We start from the raw sequence: 19312 nt of genomic DNA, 5'->3' as shown, positions 1-19312 counted from the left end.
ATGACCATCTTCTCCGTTCGTCACGTCACCTCCTATCGCTATTTCCGCGAAGTTGCTTTCGGCGAGCACCGGGTGATGTTTCGGCCCCGCGACAGCTTCGATCAACGGCTTATCGATACATCCCTGGCGACCGACCCCAAGCCGCATCGTGTGCGATGGATTCATGATGCTTTCGGCAACTGTGTCGCGCTGGTCGATATTGCATCTTCGGCTCGCGAGCTGCGTTTCGAAACCCGGATCACGCTCGATCACACGCCTCAACTCGCACTCGATTTCCAGATCGATCATGCCGCCTTGACCTACCCGTTTTCGTACGATGCGGACGAGGTTCCCGATCTCGCGCCGGCAATCCAGCGTCACTACCGCGATTCTAGCGACGAGATCGGACGTTGGGCCCGCCAGTTTGTCCGTTGCGGCCAGCCGACGGAAACCGGCCATCTGCTGATGACACTCTGTTATGCCATCAGCGAGAGCTTTTCCTATCGCCGGCGCCTTGAACACGGAACACAGACGCCGGTTCAGACCCTCTCGCTGCGTTCAGGATCCTGTCGCGATTTTTCATTACTGATGATGGAGGCAGTCCGCTCGCTGGGACTGGCCGCGCGCTTCGTTACCGGCTACATCTACGTCGCCGACCGCGATGGCAGCCCAACGCTTGGAGGAGGCTCCACACATGCGTGGTGCCAGGTTTATCTTCCCGGCGCAGGCTGGACCGAGTTCGATCCGACGAACGGCATCGTGGGCAATCGCGACCTTATTCGCGTGGCAGTCGCACGTGACCCCCGCCAGGCGGTTCCGTTGAGCGGCAGCTATGATGGCAGCCTTGCCGACTTCGACGGCATGACGGTGCAGGTCAACGTTACGACCCAATGAACTGAAAGCGCAAACTCGCGGGAACTCCGCAATGCCGTCGACGTTTCGCAATTGCGTTCCGTGCATGGCCGATCTCTCCAATAAGGAATGTAGGATGAAAATACGTGCCGGATTTCATATAGGCTACGAGTGTATACAGCCGACCCCGATGCTTATGGTCTTAAACATTCATCCCTCCCGCCGTGTCGATCTTCTCAGCGATCAGATACTGACCTTCGACAGGCAAATCGAGGCCTGGAACTATACCGATGTGTTCGGCAATGCCTGCAGCCGCATTGTCGCGCCGCCGGGGCTGATGACGATTTCCACCGAATTCGAGATTTATGACAGCGGGCAGCCGGATATCGTCCCGGAAAGCGCCGTTCAGCATGCGATCAACGACTTGCCGAACGAGGTGCTGATCTTCCTGCTCGGCAGCCGCTACTGCGATACCGACAGGCTCGCCGATTTCGCCTGGGCACGGTTCTCGTCAACGCCGCTCGGATGGCCGCGTGTGCAGGCCATTTGCGACTTCGTCCACAATCACATCACCTTCAATTACCTGGAGGCCGATCCACTTCGAACCGCATATGGCGGCTTTACCCACAAGACTGGCGTTTGCCGGGATTTTGCGCATCTTGCCATTACGCTGTGCCGTTGCATGAATATCCCGGCGCGATATTGTACAGGCTATCTCGGAGATATCGGCGTGCCGGCCGATCCCAATCCTATGGACTTCAGCGCCTGGTTCCAGGTCTATCTCGGCGGTCACTGGCAGACGGTGGACGCCCGGCACAATACGCCGCGCATCGGGCGAATTCTGATGGCAACCGGTCGCGACGCGACGGATGTTGCCCTGTCGACAGCGTTCGGGCCCGCAACGCTTTCCCGTTTCGAAGTGATAACCGAGGAAATGCAGCAAAGCTGAACTGCTGACCGGCACAAACGCAGGAGACCCACATCACACTTCCGATGAGTAGTCACCGGGGCGTTCAGGGACGGCGCGCGTCGGCGTCTGCTTCCTTGGTCATCAGCGTCGCCATGTGGGCTCGAAGCTCCTTCTCGCCCTGGACCCGATCCGCTGCTCGAACGTCTGCGAGGATCTTTATTATAACGTCCTCATCGCCCGCTGCCGGTGAGATCCGGCCGCCGATGAACGCGCCGCCGCCGAGGATCACGCCGACAATCGACAGCAGCGTGTAGCGCAGCGCGATATTGGCGTCGGCTGAGGTCAAGCGATTTCCACTGTCTGCGCCAGCCCGAGAACCGCGCGGCTGCCTCTCGTCGAGGCCGTGCGCGATGATGGTTGAGTTGGTTTGAAGAGCCTCCCGTCGTCCTGCGTACCTGCGCTAACAGTCGCTCGTGATTTTGAGTTTTAGCGGCACTGGCTGAAAGCGGGCTGAAAGCTTGGCCTGATACCTTGGTCGTCGCATCGTGGAGGAGACACGAGCCCGTGTGTTATTGGCGATGCTGAAATTATCAGGAGGATACAGTCTATGCGTTGTACACGCGCACTTCTTCATTCCGTTCTCATTTCCGCCTTCTTTGCCGGCGCCGCCATGGCAACCGCAAATTCGGCCAATGCTGCTGACAAGATCACAATCATGGTCGGCGGCTACGAAAAGCAGATCTATTTGCCGGCAAAGCTCGCCGAGGCGCTTGGCTATTTCAAGGAGGAAGGCCTCGACGTCGAACTTCTGAATGAGGCTGCAGGCGTTGATGCAGAAAATCAGCTGCTTGCCGGCGCCGTGCAGGGGGTTGTCGGCTTTTATGATCATTGCGTTGATCTGCAGGCGAAAGGCAAGTTCGTCGAATCCATCGTCCAGTTCAGCCAGGCGCCGGGCGAGGTTGTGCTTGTTTCGAGCAAGCACCCTGAAATCAATGCCCCCAGCGAATTTAAGGGCAAGACGCTCGGCGTGACGGGGCTTGGTTCCTCGACCAATTTCCTGACCCTTTACATGGCCTCGAAGGCTGGGTTGCAATCCGGAGATGTCGTCACCGTTCCCGTGGGCGCAGGAGGCACCTTCATCGCCGCCATGCAGCAGGATCAGATCCAGGCGGGTATGACGACGGAACCGACAATTTCGCGCATGGTCAAGACCGGCGAGGCATCGGTTCTCGTCGATATGCGCACCGTCGAGTCCACACGCAAGGCGCTCGGCGGCACCTATCCAGCTGCCTCTCTTTACATGGAAACGGCCTGGGTCGACGCACATAAGGAGGACGCTCAGAAGCTTGCCAATGCGTTCGTAAAAACCCTGAAATTCATCAATACGCATTCTGCCGCCGAGATCGCCGAAAAAATGCCGAAGGATTTCTACGTCGGTGACAAGGACGGCTATATCGCCGCGCTCGGCGCGGGCAAGGGTATGTTCACGCCGGACGGCGTCATGCCGGAAGACGGCCCGAAGACCGTTCTTGCCGTACTCTCGGAATTCTCCAAAAACGTCAAGGGCAAGCAAATCGACCTTTCGAAGACCTATACGACGGAATTCGTGAAGAACGTCGACTAAGCGCCCCTTCGCTGCGCGTCCGGTCGAGCCGGAACCGGTTCCCTTGAACAAAAGCACCCGTATGCGCCGATAGGCATGCGCGAGGATATCTCATGACAGAGCATTTAACCCATGATCCAGCGATCGAATTGATCAATGTGAGTCGCCGCTTCGTTTCCCCGACCGGCAAGTCTCTCACAGCGCTTCGCGATTTCAACATGACTGTCGAACGCGGCGAGTTCGTCGCCGTGGTCGGCCCGACGGGTTGCGGCAAGTCGACGACGCTCAATCTTGTCACCGGCCTTGCGCGACCGAGCGCCGGCGAAGTCCGCCTGATGGGCGGGCCTGTATCTGGCATCGATCCGCGCGTCGGCTTTGCCTTTCAGACTGACGCTCTTTTTCCCTGGAAGAACGTGATCGACAATGTAATGGCCGGCCCCTTGTTCCGTGGCAAGCGGCGCGACGTTGCGGAAGCATCGGCCAAGCGCTGGCTGGCGCGCGTCGGCCTTTCGAAGTTCATGAACCACTATCCTCATCAATTGTCCGGCGGCATGCGCAAGCGCGTCTCGCTTGCTCAGACTTTCATCAACGAGCCGGAAATCCTGCTGATGGATGAACCCTTTTCTGCACTGGACGTGCAGACACGCACCGTCATGCACGAGGAATTGCTGAAACTATGGGCTGAGCGCAAGGCATCAGTGGTATTCGTCACGCACGACCTTGAGGAAGCTGTCGCTCTTGCCGACAAGGTCTATGTCCTGACCGCCGGGCCTGCGACTGTCAAATCGGTCTACAAAATCGACCTGCCGCGGCCGCGCGTCGTGTCGGAAATCCGGTACGAACAGCAATTCATCGACTACTGCAAGACCATCTGGGATGATCTGCGACAGGAGGTCGAAACCAGTTATCGCCGCGCGAGCGAAGCCGCATAGGAGGATCTAGTAATGGCAAACGTTACCATGGAGACAACCGGCACCGTTTTTCGCCCTGGCACGTCTGACGCCGAAATTGAAGCGACGGCGCTGAAGTCCATCAAGCGTCGCAAGCAGACGGTTTTGTTCTGGCAGATCGCTATTCTCGTCGCGACGCTCGGGCTTTGGGAGCTGTCCTCCACAATGCTCTGGATCGACCCGTTTTTCTATGCAAGCCCAAGCGCGATTGCAGAACGGCTTTACGACTGGGCGCTCAACGGCACGACGGAAGGTTCACTTTGGTATAACCTGTGGGTGACTATGCAAGAAGCATTGATCGGCTTTTTCGCCGGCTCGATCACGGGCGTATTCGTTGGCGTCGGTCTTGGCGGCAACCGCTTCCTATCGGACATCTTTTCCGTTTACATCAAGGCGATCAACTCGATCCCGCGCGTTGTGCTTGCACCGATCTTCATCATGATCATGGGCCTTGGCTTGCCATCCAAAGTCGCGCTCGCTTTCATCATGGTGTTCTTCGTGGTTTTTGCAAATGCTTTCCAGGGCGTGCGGGAGGCAGACCGCAACATGATCGCCAATGCGCGTATTCTTGGCGCCTCCAATTGGCAGGTAACCCGCAATGTTATCGTTCCATCGGCGATGAGTTGGATCTTCGCCAGCCTGCATGTTTCGTTCGGCTTTGCGATTATCGGCGCAATCGTTGGCGAATTTGTCGGCGCCCGCTTTGGCATTGGTCAGCTGATTTCGATTGCCAAGGGCACGTTCGATGCCGCTGGCATGTTCGCGGCGATCATCCTCGTGATGATCTTTACGCTGGTTGCAGAGGCAATCATGACCGTGATCGAGAACCGCCTGGCCAAATGGCGGCCACAGCAGGTTGACGTTCAGTAATCCTCCCAAGCATTGCTGGAACGCAGAAAGGGCCGGGTGCACGCTCGGCCCTTTTGGTTTTTACTGTCCAAGCGGCAATGCTACACGGACAAGAAGTCCTCCGGCTTTTCCATCGCTGAGTTCGATCGTGCCGCCGGCGCTATCGACCACTTCCCGCACGATTGCCAATCCGAGGCCGCTACCTTCGGTCTGTGTGCCCATCACTCGATAGAAGCGTTCGAATACCTGCGCGCGCTCGCCTTCGGGAATTCCCGGGCCGGTATCTTCGACCATCAGGATTGCTGTATTTTGGAGCGATTTGACAGCAACGGTCACCGAGCCGCCAGGCGGCGTATAGCGCAGAGCATTGTCGACCAGGTTCACCACCAACTCGCCGAGCATGGTGGCATCGCCGGTCACATTCACTGGACCGCCATTGTCGAAACCGAGATCGATGCCGCGTTTCAAGGCTTCTTCGGCGATATTTTCGAGCACGGAACGTGTGAGGGACGCCAGGTCGGTATTGTCCAAGCGTGGACGGAGGTTTCCGGGCTCGGCCCGCGAAAGGGCAAGCAGCTGCCCGGCCAGCCGGGTAACTTGACGCGTGCTTTTCTGCAGAGCCTGAAGTGCTTCATCGCGTTGACGAATGTCAACTTCCCTGGCCGCCACGGCAGCCTGCGTCGCGATCAGCGCCAGCGGGGTTCGCAATTGGTGAGCGGCGTTGGCAACAAACCGCCGCTGAGCCGCCATCTGATTTTGCACGCTCTCCATATGGTCGTTCAAGGCGTGAACGAGCGGCTGCAGTTCTGTCTGCACCATGGATGTCGGAAACGGATCGAGGCGGTCACGACCACGTTGGCGCACAGCGTCTCGCAGACGCAATATGGGCGAAAGTCCTCGCTGGAGACCGATGATGGTGACAAGGCCTGCCAGCAGGACAAGCGCAAGCTGGTTTGCGAAACCGGAAAGCCACAGCTGGCGTCGAATTGCATATTGGCTCCCATGAGTGACACCGACCGTCACAGCAATCGTTCCGTCGCCCCCGAGTCCCACGACTGGATGGTCAAGCATGAGGGCACGAATGCCGTGATCACGAAATGTCAGATCCTCGCCCTTCAGCGCAACGAGCGGCGTTGGCAGATCGGGATATCCTGAGAGCAGGTTGCCCCAGGGCGTGGTCACTCGATAGAACACCTGATCGCCGAAACCCGTGTCAAACATCTCCAATGCGGCGGGGGGAATTTCGACCTCAACGGAGCCACTGTGGTCGACGTGCACGGCCTCGGCAATGACACGAGCCGATGCCAGCAAAGTGCGATCGGCGACGAGCTGGGCGGCGGCTGTGGCAGAACGGAAGCTCAAATAGAGGTTGACGCAGATTGCCCCGGCTAGCGTCAAGACGACCCATGAGACCAGCTGGACGCGCAGGCTGCGCCTTAGCCGAGCAATTCCGCCTCTCAGCCTTCGGGCGAGCGATCCTGAGCTGCTAAACATGGCGCAACAGATAGCCAAGGCCGCGCAGTGTTACGATCTGGATGGAGCTGCCTTCAAGCTTCTTTCTCAGTCGATGGACATAGATTTCGATTGCACTCGGATCGGCGACGTCGTCGAAGCCAAAGACACCTTCGGAAAGAGATGTTTTCGTCACGGTCGCCCCCGCTTTCATCATCAGGTGCTCGAGCACGGCGTGTTCGCGGGGCGTGAGCTGTAGTGGTTGGCCACTCAGCGAAAATTGTCGTGTTTTGCCGTCAAGGATTAGCTCTCCAACCGCAATTTGTGGCGCGGCGACGTCATGACCACGTCTGATGACCGCGCGGATTCTCGCTTCAAGCTCCGCAATTTCAAACGGCTTGGCGAGATAGTCGTCCGCACCGCTATCAAGACCCGCAACACGACCTTCGAGACTGGCGTTTGCAGTGAGAATGATGACGGGCACCTTGTTGCCGGCGCGCCGCAACTGCTTCAAGACCGTCATGCCGTCCAACTTGGGAAGGGAGAGATCGAGGATAACGGCCGAATAGGTCGCAAGACGTAGCATATGCTCAGCGTCAGAGCCGTCCGCAGCGATATCTACAGTGTACTGCGTTTGTCTGAGGGCCTTTGCGAGCCAGGCAGCAAGGTCGGCGTTGTCTTCCACAATAAGCAGGCGCATTTTCTGTGCTCACGTCAACAGGCAACCACCAACCTATCATTGGTCAATGCTGATCAGAACTCCTTGGAATGACAATCTTCCGTCCTGCCTATTTTCCCACGATCGTGACGGGTTTGTCACGTTGTCAGCGATAGGTTGGAGTAGCGACTTCAGACGCCTCGCCGCCGCGACCGCTCATGATGCACTTACTGCATGCCGCTGAGACACTCAGCCGGTTCCGCAAGAAGGTCGCAAAGCGTGGCGAGGGCCTCGTCAATGCCGGTGATGGGGCAATGCATGAGCTGCAAAAGATCGCCAAAGTCTGTGTTACGCGGTGGAATTTTTTTGAGCCGCTCTATCCGAGTACCGCGAGACGACTGGCCTTTAAACAGATCGGCGACGGTGCCGGGGCGGGTCGCTGTCGCAATCTTGATGCCGTTTGGCACGTTTCCGCTTCGGCGAGGACGAACGGACCGGACGTTCGTGCAGATTGAACAGAGCCAGGACGTTGTTTAGACCGGCGACGACGTCGTGCTGGCCGACGCCGCATCAGTTAGCCTCCCGAAGCCGCTCCTTCACGAAGTCTATGAAACGTTGTGTCTTCGCAGGCAGCAGCCGCGTCTCCGTGACCGCGTAGATCGGCTGCGCCGCGCCCTGCCAATCCGGCAGGATGCGCTGCAGCCTCCCTGCCGCGACGTCATCGGCGACGATCCGTTCAGGTAGGAATGTAATGCCCATCCCCAATACTGCCAGCTTGCGGATCATCGAGACGCTGTTCACACGAAAGCGGCTTTCGACCTTGGGATCGGCGGTACCTGCAGCGGAATGTACGGGCCAGCTCGGCATGGTGGGCATCGTCAGACACTGGTGCTGCTCGAGATCTGCCGGCTTCGAGGGCTCGCCGTTGACCTGAAGATATTCCGGTGCAGCGTAGAACTGTGCGGAAATCCGGGTGATAACGCGGCTGATAAGCGTTGCGTTTTCGGGCGCTCTCATTCGGATCGCCAGATCGAAAGGCTCTCCAACGAGGTCCACGTTGCGCGGCGTCAGATCGAAATCGAAGCTGATCCCGGGATAGAGTGCTGCGAATTCCGGTAGCAACGGCGCGACGTACGTCGTCGCGAAATCGACGGGCAACGAAACTTTCAGAACGCCTGTGGGCCGCGCGACCATGTCGCCAAGCTCCTCGTAGGCAATTCGAGCTTCATCGACGATGCGGCTGCACCGCTCGTAGTAGAGCTGCCCGGCTTCGGTGAGTTCAATCTTGCGCGTTGTCCGGTTGAGCAACCTTAACCCGATGCCTTCCTCAAGGAGAGCAATCCGACGCGAAAGGGTCGAGTTCGGCATTCTAAGAACGGCGGCAGCACGGCGGAAGTTCCGCGTCTTCACCACCTCGACGAACAGTGCCATGTCGTTCAGGTAATCCAAAGCATTGCTCCACTGGATGGATAATGTTTCCCATTTTCCTAGGGTTATCCCGTTGGATGAGCAAGTCCATATGAGGGTGACCAACGAAGGAAAAACGGCAATGAGCGATATCTTTACACCTGTCACCCTGGGCGGCATTGAACTTCAGAACCGTCTCGTCATGGCGCCCATGACCCGGTCCCGCGCGAATGCCGACGGCACACCAAGCAAACTGGCCGCCGAATACTATGCGCAGCGGGCAGCCGTCGGCCTGATCGTCACCGAGGGCACGCAACCCTCCGACGATGGGCAAGGATACCTCACAACTCCGGGCATCTACACGGACGCCCATGTCGAAGGATGGAGGAAGGTGACCGACGCCGTCCACAACAACGGCGGCCGCATCTTCGTGCAGCTGATGCATGCGGGCCGCATGTCGCATCCCGACAATACGCCGCATCATCGTCAGGGCGCAGCGCCTTCGGCCATTGCGCCGGGCGTTCCCATGTTCACGCCCACGGGCATGCAGGACATTCCCACACCACGCGCCATGACGACGGACGAGGTTCGTCAGACCGTGGCTGACTTCCGAGACGCTGCACGTCGCGCGATCGAGGCCGGAGCGGACGGCGTCGAAGTTCATGGCGCGAACGGCTATCTGGTTCAACAGTTTCTCGCCCCCAGCGCCAACACCCGCACCGATGAATACGGTGGCTCGATCGAGAACCGTTCCCGTTTCGCGCTGGAAGTCGCCAGAGCGATCGCGGAAGAGATCGGCGCCGACCGTACCGCCATCCGTTTGTCACCCGGCATCACGATGTGGGGTATCGACGAGGGTACCGAGGGGTCGGCCCTCTACCGTCACCTCGTTGGCGAACTCGACAAGCTAGGACTGGCGTACCTTCATATCATGCACAGCGGCGTCGAAGAACGATTGGTGGACATTCGCAAGCTTTGGCATCAAGCCCTGATCATCAACAGACCCGGACGTCCTCGCGATGAGATCGGCGCAGACATAGCCACAGGACTGGCCGATCTCGAATCTTATGGCCAGATGGCGTTGGCTAACCCGGACTTCATCGATCGGCTGAAGGTTGGGGCGCCAATGAATGAGGCTGACCGCGCGACGTACTTCGGTGGGACAGAGAAGGGCTTCACGGACTATCCCACATTGATCGATGTGGCGACGGACAAGGAAGCCGTCTGATGAAGCGGGACAGCTCGATCACATGGGGCGCGCGTTGAAAAGAGTTCGTTCCGACGAACAGCAGGAGCAGATAGGGCAGGAGCGGGTGGATATGAAGGCGAGACATAAGAATTGACTTCCCAATATCGTCCGAACCGATGGTTGGAACCGTTCGCGTGGGAGTTAAGCAGAGTGCAGAATTATCTCCGGTCACCCGCGGAGTGCCGATGCTGGCGGCTGGCGGTAGGCGAGGATGGCGGGCACGGATGAAATCAGTGCCGCAAAGGCAAACAGCGCTGCTGCGAACCCGGCGTCTTCGCGCGCGAAGCCCACGGGCATCATGACGCCGCTGCCGCCTGCCACGATGCCGGCGATCGCTAGTGCTGCCGCGTAGCCGAGCGCAAAGCCGAGAACCAAGCCCAAGGCCACCAGCACGAACAGCTCCAGCCGGACGATCGAAAACAGTGCCCGTCGCGGTGCACCGAAGGCTCGGAGCGCACCGATCTGCCGCCGCCGCTGGCCAACATGCATGACAGTGACCAGCAGCAGGGACGCGGCGACCAGTGTCTGCGATCCGGCGGCAACGGCAAACAGCACGCGCTTGGCGTCACCAAGTGTCGCATAGAGCCGGGTCAGCACCTCGGCCGGGAAAACCGCGACTGTCGCGCCGGCGCGGTATTGCTGCCTGAGCTTATAGGCGTCGGCGATGGTCTTAGGTTTCACCAGAATCGCTGGCAGGCCGGGAACAGCTGCGTCCCAGGTTTCATCGACGGGCGCATCCGGATCAACGGCATGATGCTCGTCTTCTGCATGGATCTCGACCACCTGGTCATGCTCGTCGTGGTGATCGCTCTCCTCGACCTCATCGTGGTGGCCGCCCATGCCATGGATATGCCAGACGGCCTGGATCGGCACCAGCACGGCGCGATCCCAAGCAGTGCCCGTTGGCTTCAGACGGCCAACGACATGATAGGCAAGTTGGGTATGGGTATGTCCCCCTTCCTCCGCCGAGCCGTGCATTGGCTTGATCTGGTCGTCCAGCTTGAGGGTGACGCCTGCGCCGACACGGCCTCGCCCTCTCTGGCAAACATCTTGCCGTCGCTCAGGCCGCCAGTGAGACTGTGTACCAACGCCGTCGTCGTGCCGACGATCGGGTAGCCCCTGAAGGAATCGCCGAAGCCGATCGGGGCGGCCCAGGCGACACGCGGATCGGCAGAGAGAGCGGTCAGCACCTGGCCGTCCATCAAGGGCAGCGGCGAAGCCTGGAGGAAGACGGAGGAGAGCACCAGCTGGTTCTCGCTGCCGGCAGCCCCGATAACCAGGTCGAACCTGTCGGCGGCGCGCGCGCTGCCCAGCCGCAACGCCCGCTCCTGTAGCGTAACGGCAACCCCGAGCGCGTCTGGTCGTTTGGGACTTTGTGCGATCGTCCTGGTAAGTCAGACGTCTCCTTGCCCAGTGGATGTCGCCAAACGCTGCACGAAGTCCGCGATGAAGAGCGAGGCGTTGGTGGCCCGTTTGTGCACCGCGATCGTCTGAGGAATTCGCGAAAACACTCCGTCTACCATCCGGAAGCCTTCCATCCGCTCCGAGGCGTTGAAGAGGAATTCGGTCAGTCCAGCCGCCGCGTCGCATTCTCGGTCGGCGAGAAAGTCGAGAGCCGCCGTGGGGCTGTCGGCATGTAGCACCGTCGCTCGTTTGAGTGTTCGCTCAAGCTGCTTCGTATAGGCGGCGCTACGAGCGGAAGCGATGCGAATTCCGGTGCAATCCAGCTCGTCTGCCGTCCGGTAAGGTGAAGCTACCGGAACCAGGTAGGTGGCTTCGACCGAGATATAGGGAGGCGAGAAGCTGAAGCGATCGGTTCTTGATGGGTCTGACGCCATGAAGGCGATGTCCCACTCACCGCCGTCGGCAGCGCAAAGAATATCCGCAGCCGATCCGTATCGCATCAGAGAAAGCCCTCTATTAAGTTCGTGGGCGATCCTATCCGCAATTTCCGCGCTAGGTCCCACTAAGGCGCGGGCGTTTTCGTCCCAGCGAATCAACGCTGTGTTCGACATGTTGACGGCGGCCCTAATGGTTCCAGCCGGTGCTATCTCCGACCGGACCTGCTCCAGATTGAACATGCTACGTCTCCCTAGCGCGAAAACCTGGACGCGAGTGCTTCCGATCCTCTGGCAAGGAGGGCAACGTCTACGCCAACTGCCGTGAACAGCGTTCCCTGCGCAATGCAGCGAGCCGCAAGCTTCTCGTCAGCCGTCAAGATGCCCGAAGGCTTACCGACGGCTTTCAAGCGCGCGATCGCATTCTCGATTGCCGAAACGACCTCGGGATGTCCTGGTTGGCCAGGATGGCCGAGGCTGGCTGCCAGGTCCGCCGGACCGATGAAGATCCCGTCGACTCCGTCGACCTCTGCAATGGCTTCAAGCTGATCGAGCGCCTCTCGTGTCTCGATCTGCAGCAAGAGGCAGATGTCCTGTTCCGCAATCTGTGCGTAGTTCGGCACGCGCCCGAAACGGGTGGCGCGGGTGAGGGCGGATACGCCACGAATTCCTCGCGGTGCGTAACGAGTCGCGGCCACGGCCGCCTTCGCCTCCTGTTCATTCTGCACATATGGAATGAGAAGCGTCTGGACGCCAATATCCAGAAAACGCTTGATCAATACAGGGTCGTTGAAGGCCGGGCGCACCACGGGGGAGACGTCGTACGGCGCGATCGCCTGCAACTGTGGAAGCACAGTGAGGACGTCGCTGGGAGAATGCTCGGTATCGAAAAGCAGCCAGTCGAAACCGGACGGTGCGACGATTTCCGCTGTATAGCTGCCCGGAAGGCCGCACCACAATCCGATCTGACTTTGACCGGCCTGGAGTTTTCGCTTGAAGCTGTTTACGGGGAGTTCCATTAGATCCTCACACGAATGAGACGCCGATTGAGCCGACGGGGCCATAGTCGGCCTGGATCACGTCGCCCTGGGCGATGTCCACAGGGCGGGTGAAAGAGCCGGCCAGCACGATCTGCCCCTTTTTCAAACCGCCGCCCACTGCATGGAGCTTGTTTACCAACCAAGCGATCCCCGCCGCCGGATGGCCCATGATCGCGGCAGAAACACCGGATTCCTCGATAATGCCGTTCTTCGAGAGGGTGGCGCCCACCCAGCGGATGTCGATGTCCATGGGGCGAATGATGCGACCCCCTACAACGATCGCCCCAAAAGCGGCATTGTCAGCGATCGTGTCGGTGATCGCCCTCGGAACCTCGGTGCGATAGTCGATGATCTCGAGAGCCGGAACTACGAATTCAGTCGCCCTCATCACGTCGTAGATCCGCGTACCGGGCCCCTCAAGATCCTCGCCCATCACAAAGGCGAGCTCGACTTCGAGGCGGGGTTTGATAAAGAGGTCCGCCTTGATCTGTGCTCCGTCGTTGAAGAGGGCGTCGTCGAGGATGACACCATAGTCGGGCTCGGTCATCTTGGATGCCATCTGCATCGCGCGCGACGTAAGGCCGATCTTGTGGCCTACGACCCGAGCACCCTTCGCAGTCCGAGCCTGCGCCCAGAGCGCTTGAATTTTGTAGGCGTCTTCAAGCTCCAGACCGGGGTAGGTCTTGCTCGGTTGAACGATTGGCTTGCGGTCGGTTTCTGCCTTCAGAAGGGCGTTGGCCGCCTCTTGGCGTTCCTGTTCTGTGATCATCGGTTCGGCTCTGTCGTTGGTCATTTGATTGGTGGGCGCGGTAGCGCGGCTTCGCCGGGCTCCATGACGTAGGTGTAGTCGAGTGAGAACCAGGGGCCGCCGACGCCGGGTTCGGACGGATGCGGTTCGTGATGGAGGACGAAGTCGCCGGTCAGGGCTGCCGTCACTCCAAACTGAACGTCGGAATCGATGTTCGGATCGCTTGGATCGAAGACCTGGGAAATCAGCGTCTTGTATCCCTGCTTGAAGATCAGGGCGTGAAGATGCGCTGGTCGGTACGGGTGACGTCCCTGCGCCTTTAACAGTCGGCCGACGACGCCGTCGACGGGGATCGGGTATCCGACCATCTTCACGGTCCTGAACCAGAAGCGGCCGCCGACGTCTGTGGTGAACTTGCCCCGAAGGTTCATCTCAGCCTGATCGGGATCCTGATTTTCATAGAGCCCAACAGGAGAAGCATGCCAAACGTCGACCTCGGCACCAGCGATCGGCCTGCCGTCCCGGTCTACCACCCTGGCGCGGACATATAGTGGCGTGCCTGGCGTGTCGGAGCGGACGATCGTACCGCCGTTTTCGACACGGGGAGAGTTCAGGCGCCAGAACGGGCCGAGAAGAGACTGCGACGTCTCCGTCTGGCCGCCGTCGCCGTTGTTCAAAAGGCAAACCAGCGAGGATACGCCGAGGGATCCGGCCATGAGAACAAACTCGTTGTGGCTGTCCGTCTGCAGTTGTCCGATCTCGTTGAGTATTGCCGTAGCTTCGCGGAACTCGGCTTCGGACAATTTCACCTCCCGCACGAATGCATGGAGATGCTTCACCATCGCTCCGAGGATTTCTCGCAGGCGTGGATCCTCGGTTTTGTTCATCACCGCGAGGACGGCAGGCGTCAACTCGCCTTCAGTTTTTATGGCCATAGGGCTACCTCCCAATGGCTCCGACTATTAAAAATAATCGATTATTTGTCAATGAATGTTACGACGACTTTTTCCGTGGGTGGGGAGGAAATTGGCTCATCATTACATTAAGATATTGAAGATATTGACTTAAAGTCATGAAGCAATCTGGCTTTAGCTACAAAACGGACTCGCCTTCGTTTTCTCGTTGACATAAATAATCGTTTATCATATCGATCATCGACAGTTGATCAAAATTGCTAGGGAGTAGGGATGAGCTCGACCGACGACAGCGCCTCTGCGCCAATGACAGACGAGGAGACAGTGTCCGCGGGTTTTTCCGATGATGGCAAGAACACTATCGGAAGCCAGCTGGCGTCGCGTCTGCGCGAGGCGATCATCTCTGGCGAGCTGAAGGCCGGCAGCAAGATCAATCTCGACAAGGCGCGACGCACGTTCAACGTTAGCTTAAGCCCTCTGAGGGAGGGACTTGCCCGCCTCATCTCCGATGGCCTGGTGGAGTTTCAGGACAACCGCGGCTATCGCGTAGCTCCGATCTCGCTGGCGAATCTGGAAGAAATCACGACGCTGCGCGAAGAGCTCGAAGTCTTCGCGCTGCGGGAATCCATACGTATCGGCGATGTCGAGTGGGAGAGCAATATAATGCGCTCGCTCCATCGCCTGAACCGCACGGATCGAGATGCCTCACGGCCTGAGACGCTTGAGCAATGGGAGGCACTTCACCGGGAATTCCATCTCACGCTCATTTCCGGCTGCGGCAAACCGCTCCTGTTGCATTTCTGCGGCCTCTTGCTGAACCTGAATGATCGATACCGCCGGGTCTTCCTCATCAGGACTTCCGGCGACCGGAACGTCGGGCAGGAGCACAGCGAGATTGCGCAAGGAGCGGTCGCGCGGGATATCGAATACGCCAGCGAGAAACTGCGACAGCACATTCACCGCACTGGGACGAACCTTCGAAATCATCTCGCGACGAAAGGGATCGTGTGATGGTGGTGCCTGGATCAAAATCAGAGCAAAAGATTGGCGTGGCGCACTTCTCCGCCATCTCCCTGACGCCGAGCGATTTTGCGAAGGCCGCAGCGGGGGCGGGCTTTTCCAGGGTTGGACTGAGGCTGAATCCGGCCTTTCCTGGTGCACCGTACTACGAGCTGCCTGTAGGCGGCCGCGCAGCGGAAGAATTGAAAGCCGTACTGCGCGGCGAAGCGCTCGAGGTCTTCGATATCGAGTTCTTCGTCATCGATCCCTCGTTCAACGCCTCGTCTCTAGAACCCATAGTGGCTGCGGCTGCCAACATCGGAGCCAAACGTCTAAGCGCGTGCGGCGACGATCCGGAACGGAGCAGGCTACAGTCGAACTTCACCGAATTCTGCGGCCTTGCAAGCGGCTACGGATTGGCAGTCGATATCGAGAACATGGGCTGGCGGACGGTCAGAACCTTCGCTGACAGCGTCAATCTCCTGAAATCGAGCGGCGCGCCCAATGCCGGCGCACTCGTTGACGGAGTGCATTTCTTCAGGAACGGCGGAACGTTGGCATCGCTGCGCGCCGAGATCGACAGGGTCAAGCACGTCCAGTTGTGCGACGTCGCCGGACCCGCTCCGAGCACTGCCGAGGCCATGATCGCGGAGGCCCGAGGCAAGCGTCTTGCTCCCGGCGAGGGCGAATTGCCGCTGGGTGAACTGGTTGCAATAGCCGACGGGGCCGCATCGGTCTCGGTCGAAGTACCTCTTCCAGGCTCGGCAGACGCGGAGGAGCATTTGAAACGCCTGTTCGAAGGGGCCTTACGAATACTTAAGCTGGATCGGTAATCGCGGCGCCGGCGGGGCGAGAGCCGCGCCGAGTGGAGGAAGCCAACACATGGGTTACAGGTTTGATTTTGGCGCGGTCTTCGACCGCGCCCCGGAATTGGTTTGGGGTTCGCTTGGAACGTTGGGTCTCGCCCTCGCCGGGATGCTGCTCGCTCTCGTGATCGGAATCCTGGGCGTTGCAGCAAGAACCTCGAAGACCGCGTGGGTTCGCGCTCCGGTCGTCGCGTTCGTCGAAGTCGTCCGCAACACGCCGTTCCTCGTGCAGATCTTCTTTATCTACTTCGCCCTTCCGCTTATGGGCATCCGCCTGAACCCGACGGTCACCGCAATCATCGCGCTGGGGATCAACGGAGGCGCCTACGCTATCGAGATCATCCGCGGGGGCGTTGAGAGCATCAACAAGGGACAGATCGAAGCTGGCTTTGCGCTCGGGCTGCACAAGGCCGACGTCTTCCGGCTCATCGTTCTCAAGCCGGCACTGCGGGCGATCTATCCATCTTTGACAAGCCAATTCGTGATGCTGACCTTGACCACGTCGGTGTGCACCTCGATCGCCGCATATGAGCTGACATCCGCGGCGCAACGCATCGAGTCCGATACGTTCCGAAGCTTCGAAGTCTACTTCACCGTGACCGCAATCTACCTGGTCATCTCAAGCCTAATGATGGGAATCTTCGCTCTGATCTCCCGTTCCTACTTCAACTATCCGACTCGATAGGAGGCGCTCATGGGTTCCATCGGCGAAAACGAGCTGTTCTTCCTCCTGCAGGGTCTGAAATGGACCGTATTGCTGGCGATTATCGGTTTCATTGGCGGAGGCGTATTCGGTATTTTGATCGCGCTTATGCGCACGTCGAAGCATCAGTTCGCCCGGCTTGCATCATCTGGCTACATCGCGCTCTTCCAAGGCACACCGCTCCTGATGCAGCTCTTTGTCGTCTACTACGGCGTTGCCTTGCTTGGCATCGACGTCAATGCCTGGGTCGCTGTCGCGATCGCGTTCACTCTCCACGCGAGCGCCTTCCTCGGCGAGATATGGCGCGGCTCGATTGAAGCCGTTCCCAAAGGGCAGACCGAAGCCGCGAACGCTCTTGGCCTGCATTATGTCTCCCGAATGAAGGACGTGGTTCTGCCACAGGCTTTGAAGATCTCGATGCCTGCGACCATCGGCTTTCTTGTGCAGCTCATTAAGGGGACGTCGCTTGCGGCGATCGTGGGCTTCATCGAACTGACCCGGGCTGGTCAGATCATATCGAACCAGACCTACCGCCCGCTGCTCGTCTTCGGGATCGTCGGAATAATCTACTTCGTGATTTGCTGGCCTCTTTCCCATGTCGGAAGCGGCCTTGAGAAACGGATGGCAAAAGCCGCCCGCTAAACCTGCTTCGGCAGAAGTAAACAGCACAAGAGGAGGAAAGTGCAATGAATACCAATCGCAGGAAATTTCTCGGTCTAGCGCTTGCGACCGCTACCTTCGCCGCCGTTGGCGCTGCGGCAGCCACTGCGGCATCTGTTGAGGAGATCAAGTCGAAGGGAACGCTCGTCGTGGGCATCCAAGGTGACAACGCGCCTTGGGGCTTTGTGAACTCGAGCGGCAAACAGGACGGCTTCGATGCCGACGTGGCGACGCTGTTCGCCAAGGAGCTCGGCGTGAAAGTCCAGTTCCAACCGCTCGCGGTAGCGAACCGTATTCCCGCGCTGACGACCGGCAAGGTCGATATTCTCTTCGCCACGATGGCGATGACGCAAGAGCGCGCCAAGTCGATCCAGTACAGCAAGCCTTATGCGGCCAACACGATTTCGCTTTATGCCGCCAAAGCCGACACCGTGAAATCGCCGGCCGACGTGGCTGGTTGGGAAATAGGCGTGCCGAAGTCCAGCTCGCAGGACAAGGCCGTAACCGACGCGGTCGGATCAACGGCCACCCTTCGCCGCTTCGACGATGACGCGGCCACTATCCAGGCCCTGATCTCCGGACAGGTAAAGGCAGTGGGTGGCAATCAGTTCTACGGGCAGAGGCTCGATGCAGCCAGTGCCGGAACGTATGAACGAAAGATCGACTTCCTGACGACTTACAACGGTGTGGGAACGCGACTCGGCGAGCATGACTGGAACGAGACAGTCAACGCCTTCCTCGACAAGATTAAGGGCAACGGCGAACTCGCGGCCATTACCAAGAAGTGGATGGCAATCGATCTTCCCAAGTTCCCTGAATCCATCCCCAACATCCCGTTTACGGTCAAGTAAAGCATAAATGGAGGGCGCTGTGCTCAATTCTCCCAACGATCAATCGACCTTGATATCCCTGGATAAAGTGGAGAAATGGTACGGCTCCTTCCACGCCCTGAAGACCATCGATCTGTCGGTTCGCAAGGGAGAGAAGATTGTCCTTTGCGGACCGTCCGGTTCCGGCAAGTCCACCTTGATCCGTTGTATCAACGCCCTTGAGCCGATTCAGGGCGGCAATATCGTGGTGGAAGGTCAAGTGCTGGACGGCACCACCAAGGCGGTCGACGCCATTCGACGTGAAGTCGGAATGGTTTTCCAGAACTTCAATCTATTCCCGCACATGACCGTCCTGCAAAACTGCGCGCTTGCACCCATGAGAGTGCGGGGCGCAAGCCGTGCCGACGCAGAGAAGTTGGCTCGAAAATATCTCGAGCGCGTTCGCATCCTCGATCAGGCGGAAAAGTATCCAGCACAACTCAGCGGCGGACAGCAGCAGCGCGTCGCCATCGCCCGCGCCCTATGCATGGAGCCGAAAGCGATGCTTTTCGACGAGCCCACGTCCGCCTTGGATCCCGAAATGGTCAAAGAGGTTCTCGACACCATGATCGGCCTCGCAAGAGACGGCATGACTATGATCTGCGTGACTCATGAAATGGGCTTCGCCCGGCAAGTCGCTGACAGGGTCATCTTCATGGCTTCCGGAGAGATTATCGAGGACGCCGAGCCCGAAACCTTCTTCAAGAACCCCAAGCACGACCGGACGAGGGCATTTCTCGGCGAAATCCTTGCGCATCACTGAGCG

At 58.9% G+C, this 19312-nt stretch carries 20 protein-coding genes and 2 pseudogenes; 12 read left to right on the top strand and 10 right to left on the bottom strand.

The window, feature by feature from the left end:
- Together FHT71_RS10355 and FHT71_RS10350 are read left to right on the top strand one after the other, a co-directional pair.
- Entirely contained in the window at positions 1 to 873 is an 873-nt protein-coding gene (locus tag FHT71_RS10355; RefSeq protein WP_132591267.1) for a transglutaminase family protein, read from the top strand.
- A gap of 94 nt (positions 874 to 967) precedes the next feature.
- Positions 968 to 1780, top strand: coding sequence for a transglutaminase family protein (locus FHT71_RS10350; protein ID WP_132591269.1), 813 nt, complete (start codon positions 968 to 970; stop codon positions 1778 to 1780).
- Between the two features lie 205 nt (positions 1781 to 1985).
- On the opposite strand, the pseudogene FHT71_RS10345 reads toward FHT71_RS10350, so the two are convergent.
- A pseudogene (locus tag FHT71_RS10345) lies at positions 1986 to 2084 on the bottom strand (ABC transporter permease); the annotation flags it as partial.
- Between the two features lie 264 nt (positions 2085 to 2348).
- Here FHT71_RS10345 and FHT71_RS10340 point away from each other — a divergent pair.
- The 3 genes from FHT71_RS10340 to FHT71_RS10330 all read left to right on the top strand — a co-directional run bounded on the left by FHT71_RS10340 (position 2349) and on the right by FHT71_RS10330 (position 5164).
- Positions 2349 to 3365 (top strand): ABC transporter substrate-binding protein, encoded by a 1017-nt coding sequence (locus FHT71_RS10340; protein ID WP_132591271.1) that lies wholly within the window; start codon positions 2349 to 2351, stop codon positions 3363 to 3365.
- Between the two features lie 92 nt (positions 3366 to 3457).
- The gene (locus FHT71_RS10335) at positions 3458 to 4276 is read left to right on the top strand and encodes an ABC transporter ATP-binding protein (RefSeq protein WP_007787813.1); all 819 of its coding nucleotides are present in this window, start codon (positions 3458 to 3460) and stop codon (positions 4274 to 4276) included.
- Between the two features lie 12 nt (positions 4277 to 4288).
- Positions 4289 to 5164 (top strand): ABC transporter permease, encoded by an 876-nt coding sequence (locus FHT71_RS10330; protein ID WP_183719611.1) that lies wholly within the window; start codon positions 4289 to 4291, stop codon positions 5162 to 5164.
- Between the two features lie 60 nt (positions 5165 to 5224).
- Here the strand turns inward: FHT71_RS10330 and FHT71_RS10325 are convergent, their stop codons facing one another.
- The 4 genes from FHT71_RS10325 to FHT71_RS10310 form a co-directional block, all read right to left on the bottom strand.
- Entirely contained in the window at positions 5225 to 6637 is a 1413-nt protein-coding gene (locus FHT71_RS10325) for a sensor histidine kinase (RefSeq protein WP_183719609.1), read from the bottom strand.
- Entirely contained in the window at positions 6630 to 7295 is a 666-nt protein-coding gene (locus tag FHT71_RS10320; protein WP_132591275.1) for a response regulator, read from the bottom strand. Before FHT71_RS10320 ends, FHT71_RS10325 begins: the two co-directional genes overlap by 8 nt.
- A 185-nt stretch (positions 7296 to 7480) precedes the next feature.
- Entirely contained in the window at positions 7481 to 7720 is a 240-nt protein-coding gene (locus FHT71_RS10315; protein WP_183719608.1) for a hypothetical protein, read from the bottom strand.
- 103 nt (positions 7721 to 7823) lie between these two features.
- Complete coding sequence (locus FHT71_RS10310; protein ID WP_183719606.1) at positions 7824 to 8702, bottom strand: LysR family transcriptional regulator; 879 nt, start codon at positions 8700 to 8702, stop codon at positions 7824 to 7826.
- Positions 8703 to 8802: 100 nt separating this feature from the next.
- Between FHT71_RS10310 and FHT71_RS10305 the strand changes: the two genes are divergently transcribed.
- Positions 8803 to 9888 (top strand): alkene reductase, encoded by a 1086-nt coding sequence (locus FHT71_RS10305; protein WP_165933125.1) that lies wholly within the window; start codon positions 8803 to 8805, stop codon positions 9886 to 9888.
- A 189-nt stretch (positions 9889 to 10077) separates the two neighbouring features.
- Here FHT71_RS10305 and FHT71_RS10300 read toward each other — a convergent pair.
- The 5 genes and pseudogenes from FHT71_RS10300 to FHT71_RS10280 form a co-directional block, all read right to left on the bottom strand.
- Positions 10078 to 11264 (bottom strand): annotated as a pseudogene (locus FHT71_RS10300) (FtsX-like permease family protein); the annotation flags it as partial.
- 39 nt (positions 11265 to 11303) lie between these two features.
- Positions 11304 to 11924 (bottom strand): transporter substrate-binding domain-containing protein, encoded by a 621-nt coding sequence (locus FHT71_RS10295; protein WP_348649299.1) that lies wholly within the window; start codon positions 11922 to 11924, stop codon positions 11304 to 11306.
- 77 nt (positions 11925 to 12001) lie between these two features.
- On the bottom strand, positions 12002 to 12766 hold the full coding sequence (gene hpaI, locus FHT71_RS10290; RefSeq protein WP_132591281.1) for a 4-hydroxy-2-oxoheptanedioate aldolase: 765 nt from the start codon (positions 12764 to 12766) through the stop codon (positions 12002 to 12004).
- Between the two features lie 7 nt (positions 12767 to 12773).
- Positions 12774 to 13556: a 2-oxo-hept-4-ene-1,7-dioate hydratase gene (gene hpaH, locus FHT71_RS10285; RefSeq protein WP_132591283.1), complete on the bottom strand. Its 783-nt coding sequence runs from the start codon at positions 13554 to 13556 to the stop codon at positions 12774 to 12776.
- Positions 13557 to 13576: 20 nt separating this feature from the next.
- Positions 13577 to 14470 carry a dioxygenase gene (locus tag FHT71_RS10280; protein ID WP_132591285.1) on the bottom strand — a complete coding sequence of 298 codons (894 nt, stop codon included), beginning with the start codon at positions 14468 to 14470 and terminating at the stop codon, positions 13577 to 13579.
- A gap of 252 nt (positions 14471 to 14722) precedes the next feature.
- On the opposite strand from FHT71_RS10280, the gene FHT71_RS10275 reads away from it, so the two are divergent.
- The 6 genes from FHT71_RS10275 to FHT71_RS10250 are packed head-to-tail and all read left to right on the top strand — an operon-like array spanning position 14723 to position 19309.
- Positions 14723 to 15460, top strand: coding sequence for a GntR family transcriptional regulator (locus FHT71_RS10275; protein WP_132591287.1), 738 nt, complete (start codon positions 14723 to 14725; stop codon positions 15458 to 15460).
- The gene (locus tag FHT71_RS10270) at positions 15460 to 16281 is read left to right on the top strand and encodes a sugar phosphate isomerase/epimerase (RefSeq protein ID WP_132591289.1); all 822 of its coding nucleotides are present in this window, start codon (positions 15460 to 15462) and stop codon (positions 16279 to 16281) included. The genes FHT71_RS10275 and FHT71_RS10270 overlap by 1 nt, the downstream gene beginning before the upstream one ends.
- A 49-nt stretch (positions 16282 to 16330) precedes the next feature.
- Positions 16331 to 16999, top strand: coding sequence for an amino acid ABC transporter permease (locus FHT71_RS10265; RefSeq protein ID WP_132591291.1), 669 nt, complete (start codon positions 16331 to 16333; stop codon positions 16997 to 16999).
- A 9-nt stretch (positions 17000 to 17008) separates the two neighbouring features.
- Complete coding sequence (locus FHT71_RS10260; RefSeq protein ID WP_132591293.1) at positions 17009 to 17659, top strand: amino acid ABC transporter permease; 651 nt, start codon at positions 17009 to 17011, stop codon at positions 17657 to 17659.
- A 44-nt stretch (positions 17660 to 17703) separates the two neighbouring features.
- Complete coding sequence (locus FHT71_RS10255; protein ID WP_132591295.1) at positions 17704 to 18528, top strand: transporter substrate-binding domain-containing protein; 825 nt, start codon at positions 17704 to 17706, stop codon at positions 18526 to 18528.
- Between the two features lie 7 nt (positions 18529 to 18535).
- A complete protein-coding gene (locus FHT71_RS10250) occupies positions 18536 to 19309 on the top strand; it encodes an amino acid ABC transporter ATP-binding protein (RefSeq protein ID WP_165933126.1) in 774 nt (257 codons plus the stop codon).
- The last annotated feature ends 3 nt before the right edge of the window (positions 19310 to 19312 follow it).

Source organism: Rhizobium sp. BK060 (assembly GCF_014193145.1).
Classification (GTDB): domain Bacteria; phylum Pseudomonadota; class Alphaproteobacteria; order Rhizobiales; family Rhizobiaceae; genus Rhizobium.
The sequence above is the reverse complement of the archived record's forward strand: the minus strand, read 5'-3'. Positions and strand labels throughout refer to the sequence as shown.